The following is an 8907-nucleotide window of genomic DNA, read 5'->3' as shown; positions in this document are numbered from 1 at the left end:
TCCGGGCTGCCGTAGAAGCGGTCTCCCATCAGCACCGGCTTGACCCCGTCCGGCAACCAGGCGGCGACGCGCTCCAGCAGGACCTTCTGCTCGGCCTCAACCAGCGCCACGCGCGGCGGCTGCTGGCCGACATGGGCCGGGGCGATCCGCGCCAGCTCGATCTGTTCGCGCCGCCACCCCCCTCCGAGACCCCCTGACCGGACATCCGTCCGGGCGCGCCGCGCGCGCCGGACCGGCATGCTCTCCCCACGCTCCGCTCCGCCGTGGGAGGCCCCGCCGTGTCCGTCGTCGCCCCGTCGCACTACGCGTCCCATCCGCCCGGCCGGGAGGTTCGGCGGGTGTTCCTGCATTGCAGCGCGTCCGATGGCGAGGGTAGCCCCTACGAGGGCGAGGCCCTGGTCCGGACCGTCCGCGCCTGGCACCTGGCGCGCGGCTGGTCGGACGTCGGCTATCACTACCTGATCGACCACGGCGGCCGGACCATGACGGGCCGGCCGCTGGGCCGGATCCCAGCGGCCCAGCGCGGCCACAACACCGGGTCGGTGGCCATCATGGTGCATGATGGCCGGACGACGTTTCCGCCGCCGGCGCTGGACGCCTGTCGCGCCCTGTGCGGGGCGATCGACGCCCACCACGGCGGGCGCGTGACCTTCCACGGCCATCGCGAGGTTGACCCGCGCAAGACCTGCCCGGTGTTCGACTATCGCGCCCTGCTGGGGCTCGACAGCGGCGGCCGCATGCCGGCCGCCGATGATGTCCCGGCGCCCGTCCCGCCGCCGAAGCCCCGCCTGCCCATGGACCACGACGACCACCGCGAGGTGGCCGAGGTCATCGACGAGGACGCGTGGTCGATCGAGGCCCTGGCCATCCCCATCGACACGCCGCTCGGCCGGACGCTGCACGCCCGCCGCGAGCGGTCGCTCGCCATCGCCCGCCAGATCGCGGCGCTCTGACCGGAGACCTGACCATGCGCATCCGTTCTTCGTGGACCTGGCCGCTCGTGGCCGTGACCGTCGCCGTAATCCTGGCTCTGGCCGCCGGGGTCATCGCCGGTGTGGTGGGATGGGATGAGGCGTTGCGTATCGGTGCCGTCCTGGTGACGGGAGGGTGATCCGATGCCGTTCGATGCCACCCAGTCGCCACGTCGGCCGTGCCTCAATCGATGGCACCGCCTCCGCCGCCCGGCGCTGCTGGTCCTGCGCGAGTTGGCGGGCGGCGTGCTGTCCGCCTGCCTCGCGCTCATGCTGCTGGCCCTGATCTACGTCCTCTCCGCCTGCGCGCCTCTGGTTGGCGTGGGCGCGGTCGCCGTGGGCGCGGCGGGCCTCTACTGTGCCGGCGTCAGCGACGCCGGCAAGCAGGCCGCGCGCGACGCCCTGACCGGCGGTGTGCCCCTGATCGCCTGTCCGGAGCCGGCCAGCGAGAGCCCGGAGGCCGGGCCATGATCGCGCCACACGTGCGGGGAGACGCCGTGCTGGCCGGGCTGTGCTCGGCCGTGTACGAGCGCGACCGGGCCACACGCGAGGCCGCGATCCGGGCGCTGGGCGCTCGCTGCTGGCGGTGGATCGAATGGGCCGGGTCCGAGGTGGCGGTGTGCGTCACGCCGGCCGGGCGCGATATCGACCACGTCGTCATGGTGTTCCGGGGGACGGAGGTCTCCGGCCATCAGTGGCGCGACGTGCTGGCGAATGTCGGCTGGCCCAGCCCCTGGGCCGGCCCCGGCCGGGCTCACACGGGCTATGCCCGCCAGCTCAACCGCGTGCTGATCCGGGCCATCAATCGGTATCTGCCGGCGCGCGCGGTCACGCTGACCGGGCATTCCATGGGCGGCGCGCTGGCCACGCTGTTCGCGTCGCTGATGTCGATGAGCGCTGGCGTCTCTTGGGACCAGCTCCCGCCCGCCGCGCTGGTGACCTTCGGCGCGCCCAAGTCCATCGACCGCAGGGCCGCCGCTGCCATCACCTGCCCCGTCCGCCGCTATGTGGTGGCCGGAGACCTGGCGCCGCTGTGGCCACCGATCCCGGGCCTCGTCCATCCGGCCCCGGCGATCCGACTGCCGGCGCCGGCCTGGCGGTGGGATCACCTGCCGGGTGGCATCTGGCCCCTCCGGCACCACGACGTGGACACCTATGCGGAGATCCTCTCGGAGGCCGCCGATGGCTGACCTGGCCGATATCGCCGGCGACCTGGCGGAGCGGGACCGTGCGGAATCCCTGGCCCTCCATGCAGCGCGCACCGCCCATCCGCGCCCGACGTCACGCACACCGGCCGATCGCTGTGCCGGGTGCGGCCAACCGATCCCGGCCGCCCGGCGCGCGGCCCACCCCGCCGCCACCCGCTGCGCGCCCTGCCAGGCGGCCGCCGAGGTGCGGCGCACACGCCAGCACAGGACGGGGGTGTGGTGATGGAGGTCTGGGTCGAGGCGCAGGTGTGGATCGACGTCGGGTGGAAGATCGGCACCGTGATCGCGCTGGTCTGGCTGGCCATCAAGCAGCAGGTCGGCGATGGCCGTCGTTTGATCGGTGACCTCGACAGTCGAGTGGACGGCCATGCCGACCGTCTGGTGCGTGTCGAGGAGGCGCTGAAGCGCGCCCCCTCCCACGATGACCTTCAACTCATCCATGAGCGGATCAGCAAGGGCAACGACCTGACGCACGCCGTTCAGGCCCAGGTCGCCGGCGTGGCAGGCACCATGGAAGTGGTGCTCCGCAAGCTGGAGCTACTGGATCGCACGCACTACCAAGAGGGCGGCAAATGACCCCCGATCACGAGAAGTGGCGGCGAAGGAACAGCGCCTACTGATCCTGCGGGCGCTGCTGGACACGCCGGCGCGTGAGATGAACGACGGCATGGCGCGAACGGCTCTGGACTTTCGGGGGCACCGGCTCGGTATCGACCGCGTGCGTATTCTGCTGGCCTGGTTGCGCGACGCCGGCTGTATCGAGATCGAGGATCTGGACCGCTACTGGGTGGTGACCCTGACGCCGCTGGGCGCCGAGGTGGTCCGCGCCGAGACGATCCTGCCGGGCATCGCTCATCCCATGGACGTGCGGTAGCGCGTCATGGGTCGCAAATCCCGCATCGATACCGAACTGTCCCCCGAGGACCTGTCGGCGTTCCGGCGCCTCCTCGGCGAGGGCCGGCTGACCATCGACGAACTGACCGACTGGCTGGACGAGCGCGGCTACGAGATCAGCCGCTCGGCCGTGGGCCGTGCCGCCCAGCGCCAGGCCGCGCTCGCCGCTCGCCTGCGCGAGACCCGCGCCATCACCGATGGCCTGGCCGCCGAACTGGGCGAGGCCGCGACACAGGGGCGCCAGGGTCGCCTGCTGGTCGAGATCACGCGTGACTTGGTGCTCCGGTTTCTGTCCCAGGTCGAGATTGGTGAAGCCGGCCTCGACCCCAAAGAAGCGATGATGATCGGCAAGGGCATGGCTGAACTCGCCAGGGCCAACCGACTGGACCAGGACTTCGAAGAGAAGGTCGAGGCCCGCGCCCGCAAGCTCGCCGCCGAGATGGCTGCCCAGGCCATTGACGAGGCCGAGGCCGAGGCCCAGGCGGCCGGCGAACAGGGGCTGTCGGCGGCGCGTTTGAAGGCCCTGCGCCAGGGCATCCTCGGCGTGTCCACATGACGGACGTCACCCCCACCGATGTCCTGCCCCATGCCGACCAGGCGCCGCCGGCGTCGGAGATCGACCGCCTGGTGCCGGGTGGTCTGCCACCTGAGGATCTGGACCCGCTCGCCGACGGCATTCTGATGGCCCACCAGGTGCGATGGGTCGAGGACACCAGCACCCTGAAGCTCTGCGAAAAGGGCCGCCGGACCGGGATCACCTGGGCGGAGGCCCTGGACAGCACCTTGACGGCCGCCGCGAGCATGCGCGCGGACGGCCTGAACGTGTTCTACATTCCGGACGCCAAGGAGAAGGGGCGAGAGTTCATTGACGTGTGCGCGCGCTTCGCGCGGCATGTCGCGAAGGAGCTGCTGTCGGTCGAGGAATTCCTGTTCGAGGATCGACAGGGCGACGGATCCTCGCGCCACATCACCGCCTGGCGGGTCCGCTTCGCGAGCGGTCACCAGGTCACCGCCCTGTCCAGCCGACCGGCCGCGATCCGTGGTCTGCAGGGCCGTGTCATCATCGACGAGGCGGCGTTCCACCAGGACGTAGGCCAGGTGATCGACGCCTGCAACGCCCTGCTGATCTGGGGCGGGCAAATCAGGATTATCTCGACCCACAACGGCGCCACGAACCCTTTCAACCAGCTCGTCAAGGACAGCCGCGCCGGGCGCTATGACTATAGCGTCCATCGCATCCCGTTCGACGAGGCGGTGGCGGCCGGCCTGTACGAGCGGGTCTGCCTGATCAAGGGCGAGACCGCCACGCCCGAGGGCAAGACTGCGTGGTACCGCAAGATCCGGCGCAGCTACGGCCCGCGCGTCGAGGCCATGCGCGAGGAACTTGACGCGATCCCGCGTGAGGGCGACGGCGTGCTGTTGCCCCTGCCTTTGATCGAGGCATGCCAGACGCCTGAGTACAAGGTCGTACGCTGGTACCCACCGGCCGACGGGTTCGTGGACTGGCCGGCGCACCTGCGCCGGGCACACATGGAAAACTGGCTCGCGGAGCACGTGGACCCGCTTTTGGCGGCGCTGCCGGCCGACCGATCGCACGCGGTGGCGCTGGACTTCGGCATGTCGGTGGACCGGACCTGCATGCCCATCGGTTACACCGCCCAGGACCTGACCCGGCACGTACCGCTGATCATCGAACTGGCGCGCTGCCCCTACGACCAGCAGCGCCAGATGGCGTTGCACGTGCTGCACCGGGTGCCGCGCTGGGGCCGCATGATCGCCGACGCCAACGGGAACGGCCAGGCCCTGGCCCAGGAACTGCGCCAGGAGTTCGGGCCGGAACGGATCGAAGAGCTGCACGCCAATGACACCTGGTACCGCGAGCACGGCACGCCGTTTCAGGCGGCGTTCCAGGGTCGCGCCATGCTGATCCCGGCGGACCTGGATGTCCGGGACGATCTGTCGCAGTTCCGTGTAGTCGCCGGCGTGCCGAAGATGCCGCGATCCGTGCGGCTCATGGGCAGCGACGGCGGCAAGCGCCACGGAGACGCCGGCGTGGCGCTTCTGTACTTCCACGCCGCCTCGCAGGCCGAACACCAGGAATACCTCTACATCCCCGTCCGCCCGGAGACGGTCACCCGCCAGATGCGGCTGACGTCGGGTCTGCGGGCGCGGCGAGGCTCATACTAGGACCGCGCCCATGGCACGCACATCCCAGATCCTCGGGCCGGACGGCCGGCCGATCGAGCGAGGCACCCTGACACAGACCGTCGCGGCGCCAGCGGTGACCGGCGTGCGACGACCGTTCAGCGGCACCATCGCCACCGGGCTCACGCCCGAGCGGCTGGCGGGGATCCTTAAGCGGGCGACGGAAGGCAGCGTCGCGGATTATCTGACGCTGGCCGAGGAGATGGAGGAGCGCGACCCGCACTATGCGGCCGTGCTGGGGACCCGCAAGCGGGCGGTGGCCGGGGTCGAGCCCATCGTGACCCCAGGCGACGACAGTCCCCGCGCCGGCGAGATCGCCGACTTCGTCAGGCGGTCCATCGTCGATCAGCCGTGGTTCAACGGCATGGTCATGGATCTGCTGGATGCCCTCGGCAAGGGCTACGCCGTTTGCGAAATTCTGTGGGAGACGGGCAAGCGGTGGACGCCATCGGCCTGTCCGTGGCGGGATCCCAGGTATTTCGTGCTCGACGATACGCGCACCACCCTGCGCCTGGCGGCGGACGGCGAGCCCAAGGGCGTGGAGCTGCCGCCAGGCAAATTCGTCGTGCACATGCCACGCATCAAGAGCGGCCTGGCCGTGCGCGGCGGGCTCGCCCGCCTGGTGGCATGGAGCTACCTGTTCAAGGCGTTCGCCCTGAAAGACTGGGTCGCGTTCATCGAGGTCTATGGCCTGCCGCTGCGGCTGGGCCGGTACGGCCAGTCCGCGACCCAAAAGGACATTGACACGCTGGTGGCGGCCGTCGCCGGGATCGGCACCGACGCGGCGGCGGTGCTGCCGGAGGCCATGCGGATCGAGTTCCAGGGCATCTCGGAAGGCCGGGGCGGCGCCGAGCTGTTCCAGCGCCTGGCCGAATACCTGGACGGTCAGGTCAGCAAGGCGGTCTTGGGCCAGACCATGACCACGGACGACGGCGCCTCGCTGTCGCAGGCGCAGGTCCATCGGGGCGTGCAGATCGACGTCGCCCAGGCCGACGCCGGCGACGTGGCGCGGCCGGTCAATCGGGACCTGGTGCGGGTGGCGGTGGACCTGAACCATGGGCCGCAGGACGCGTATCCATGGCTCTCCTGGCCGATCACCGAGCCAGAGGATACGGCGGCGGTGACACAGCAGCTCACGGGCTTGGTGCCGCTGGGCCTGCGCGTCCGCGCCGACGACGTGCGCGAGCGCCTGGGCTGGGCAGCGCCCGAGGACGACGACGAGGTGCTGGGCGGCGCGGCGACGCCCACGGACACCCCGCCGGGCGATCCGGCACCGGCGCCGCAGCGGGCCACCCGCGCCGCCCCACAGGTGACAGACCCCCATGACGACGTGGACGAGCTGGTGGACCAGATCGACACCGCCGCCGGCCCCGCCACCGATGCCCTGATCGATCAGGTGCGCGCGGTGATCGACCACGCCGACACCATCCCGGAGGTCATCGCGCGGCTGGAGCGCCTGTATCCCGACATGCGCCTGGACGATCTGGCCGACGTCATCGGCGAGGCCATGGCCCTGGCCGATCTGGCTGGCCGCGCCGAGGTGGACGATGTCTGACGACGCGGCGGCCGTCGGCGATCCGCTGCCCTTCCGGGAAGCCATTGACTACTTCCGCCAGAAGATCAATCTGCCCACCGATGCCTGGACGGACCTGCGCGAGGGCCAGCACACCCGCGCCTTCGTCATCGCCGGCGCCACCAAGGCCGAGTTCCTGACGGATATGCGCGCCGCGCTTCAGGAGGCCCTGGACAACGGCACGACCTTGGAGACCTTCCGCCAGGATTTCGACCAGATCGTGGCGCGCCACGGCTGGACCTACAAAGGCAGCCGAGGGTGGCGGTCGCGCGTCATCTACGACACCAATCTCAGGATGGCCCGCGCCGCCGGGCGCTGGCAACAGATCGAGCGCGCGCGGGAGCGGGAGGCCAGACGCGGCCGCACGCTGTATTTGCGCTACGTGGCGGTGCGGGACAGCCGGACCCGGCCGGAGCACTTGGCCTGGCACGGAATCGTGTTGCCGGCCGATCATCCCTGGTGGCACGCGCACTATCCCCCGAACGGCTGGCGCTGCCGGTGCACCATCATGGTCCTGACCGAGCGTGACATGGCGCGCTACGGCTACACGGTCACCCCGGATGATCAGATCCCGCCGGTTGACATGGAGGACCGCACCGTCCGCCTGGCGGATGGATCGACCGAGACGTGGCCGACGCCAAAGGGTATCGATACAGGGTTCGGGTACCATGTCGGCCGCGCGGCACATGGTCAATCCGTCGATCGCCGCGTCATGGCCGCTGCCCCGACGGAGCGGACGAAGCGGGACTGGATCCCGATCGGCCGGCGCGACACATGGCGGAGCCTGTCCCTGCCGGAGACCCTGCCGGTGGATGCGTGGGATGCACCACGCGGGGCTGCGGCGGCGGACAGCGCCGAGATGCTGGAGAGGGTCCGGGATGTTCTGGGCGGCGCCGGGCGCACGGTCCTGACCCCGGACGGCGAGGCCGTGCAGCTAACAGCCGAGGTTCTGGCCGACCACCTGGCACCGGAGCGAGCGCCGTTCCTGCCGCTGCTGATCCCGACACTGGAGCGCCCGGCCGAGATCTGGCTGGCGTGGGAACGCCATGTCACGACGGGGCAAGTCGCGCTGCGCAAAAGGTTCCTGCGCGTCGTCCACCTCGACCGTGGCCGAGGTGTTCTGGTCGTGGCCCAGGCCGTCCTGGGTCGCTTCGAGGGCTGGACCTTCATGCCGGTACGCCGGACGTCCTATCTGAACGACCAGCGCCAGGGGCAACTTCTGTATCGGCGGGAAGAGTAAGCCTCACCGGATCGGGCGGCTGGCCTGCCGGCGGTGGTTTCGCGCCCGTCCGCACCACACGCCATGTGTGATTTATAGCATATCGCCCACAGACGCGCCAGGATGCGCGAGAGCGCGATCCGGCCCCTTGGGCCGCGCCGGCGCGAGACCCCGTTTAAAAACGCATTTAATCGACCAGCAACGGGCCGTCTGATGGCGACTTGTGTAGGTCCAGGCAGATGTGAGACTGGGTGAGCCGCGCTTGCACCGGTCTGGGGGCATGCCCCCAGACCGGTGCGAATTCGGTTTATGGCCGAACGAGAAGGCCTCAAAAGGGAGTTGCAAGACCACCCTGGAGGCTCTCATGCAGTACAAAGCGCTGCACAAAAACGTCTATAAGCTCTACGCCTACGCCCGTACACAGGAATGTCTCGACGCCCACCGCCGGCGCCATGAGGAGCGGGTCCACCACTGGCAGGCCCATAAGGCGGAGGGACTGTCGGATGACGCCTGCCAGCGGTTGAGCGGCCTGTCCCGAGCCAGCTATTACCGCTCCAAGGCCGCCCTGACCGCGCTGGACCGAGGCGTCCCCCCTCCATCCAAGGCCCGCAAGCGCCAGAACAAGCGCCAGTGGGGCGAAGCGGACAAGCAGCTTGTCCTGGCCATCCGCCGCGCCCATCCCGCCTACGGCAAGGAGAAGATCGCCGTCATCATCAAACGCGACCACGGTCGCACCCTCAGCGTCAGCACCGTCGGGCGCATCCTCAAGCACCTGGCGGAAAAGGGGCTGACCCAGCGCTCGCCGTCCGCCCTGCGCGCCAAACACAAACGCACCTT

Annotated in this window: 12 protein-coding genes and 1 pseudogene; 12 read left to right on the top strand and 1 reads right to left on the bottom strand. The window is 70.1% G+C overall.

All coding sequences use genetic code 11. From position 1 onward, the window contains the following. A partial coding sequence (locus GGD89_RS18875; RefSeq protein ID WP_221238569.1) for a hypothetical protein occupies window positions 1-239 on the bottom strand: 239 nt, incomplete at its 3' end. Between the two features lie 39 nt (window positions 240-278). Between GGD89_RS18875 and GGD89_RS18870 the strand changes: the two genes are divergently transcribed. The 12 genes and pseudogenes from GGD89_RS18870 to GGD89_RS18815 form a co-directional block, all read left to right on the top strand. Continuing rightward, window positions 279-953, top strand: a complete 675-nt coding sequence (locus GGD89_RS18870) for an N-acetylmuramoyl-L-alanine amidase (RefSeq protein WP_184048884.1) — start codon at window positions 279-281, stop codon at window positions 951-953. Between the two features lie 14 nt (window positions 954-967). Continuing rightward, window positions 968-1111: a hypothetical protein gene (locus GGD89_RS18865; protein WP_184048881.1), complete on the top strand. Its 144-nt coding sequence runs from the start codon at window positions 968-970 to the stop codon at window positions 1109-1111. A gap of 4 nt (window positions 1112-1115) precedes the next feature. Beyond that, on the top strand, window positions 1116-1442 hold the full coding sequence (locus GGD89_RS18860; protein WP_184048878.1) for a hypothetical protein: 327 nt from the start codon (window positions 1116-1118) through the stop codon (window positions 1440-1442). Further along, window positions 1439-2161: a lipase family protein gene (locus GGD89_RS18855; RefSeq protein WP_184048874.1), complete on the top strand. Its 723-nt coding sequence runs from the start codon at window positions 1439-1441 to the stop codon at window positions 2159-2161. Before GGD89_RS18860 ends, GGD89_RS18855 begins: the two co-directional genes overlap by 4 nt. Then, window positions 2154-2402 carry a TraR/DksA C4-type zinc finger protein gene (locus GGD89_RS18850; RefSeq protein WP_184048871.1) on the top strand — a complete coding sequence of 83 codons (249 nt, stop codon included), beginning with the start codon at window positions 2154-2156 and terminating at the stop codon, window positions 2400-2402. Before GGD89_RS18855 ends, GGD89_RS18850 begins: the two co-directional genes overlap by 8 nt. Beyond that, window positions 2396-2755: a hypothetical protein gene (locus GGD89_RS18845; RefSeq protein WP_184048868.1), complete on the top strand. Its 360-nt coding sequence runs from the start codon at window positions 2396-2398 to the stop codon at window positions 2753-2755. Before GGD89_RS18850 ends, GGD89_RS18845 begins: the two co-directional genes overlap by 7 nt. Before the next feature lie 16 nt (window positions 2756-2771). Further along, window positions 2772-3053 carry a VpaChn25_0724 family phage protein gene (locus GGD89_RS18840; protein ID WP_184048865.1) on the top strand — a complete coding sequence of 94 codons (282 nt, stop codon included), beginning with the start codon at window positions 2772-2774 and terminating at the stop codon, window positions 3051-3053. A gap of 6 nt (window positions 3054-3059) precedes the next feature. After that, the gene (locus GGD89_RS18835; RefSeq protein WP_184048862.1) at window positions 3060-3629 is read left to right on the top strand and encodes a phage protein Gp27 family protein; all 570 of its coding nucleotides are present in this window, start codon (window positions 3060-3062) and stop codon (window positions 3627-3629) included. Beyond that, window positions 3626-5260, top strand: coding sequence for a hypothetical protein (locus GGD89_RS18830; protein WP_184048859.1), 1635 nt, complete (start codon window positions 3626-3628; stop codon window positions 5258-5260). Before GGD89_RS18835 ends, GGD89_RS18830 begins: the two co-directional genes overlap by 4 nt. Window positions 5261-5270: 10 nt before the next feature. Beyond that, window positions 5271-6833 carry a DUF935 domain-containing protein gene (locus tag GGD89_RS18825; RefSeq protein WP_184048856.1) on the top strand — a complete coding sequence of 521 codons (1563 nt, stop codon included), beginning with the start codon at window positions 5271-5273 and terminating at the stop codon, window positions 6831-6833. Then, entirely contained in the window at window positions 6826-8091 is a 1266-nt protein-coding gene (locus GGD89_RS18820; RefSeq protein WP_184048853.1) for a PBECR2 nuclease fold domain-containing protein, read from the top strand. The genes GGD89_RS18825 and GGD89_RS18820 overlap by 8 nt, the downstream gene beginning before the upstream one ends. A gap of 343 nt (window positions 8092-8434) precedes the next feature. After that, window positions 8435-8907 (top strand): annotated as a pseudogene (locus GGD89_RS18815) (helix-turn-helix domain-containing protein); the annotation flags it as partial.

It is taken from the genome of Roseospira visakhapatnamensis (assembly GCF_014197915.1).
GTDB lineage: Bacteria > Pseudomonadota > Alphaproteobacteria > Rhodospirillales > Rhodospirillaceae > Rhodospira > Rhodospira visakhapatnamensis.
Note: the sequence above shows the minus strand (reverse complement) of the source record. Positions and strands in the feature narration are given on the sequence as shown.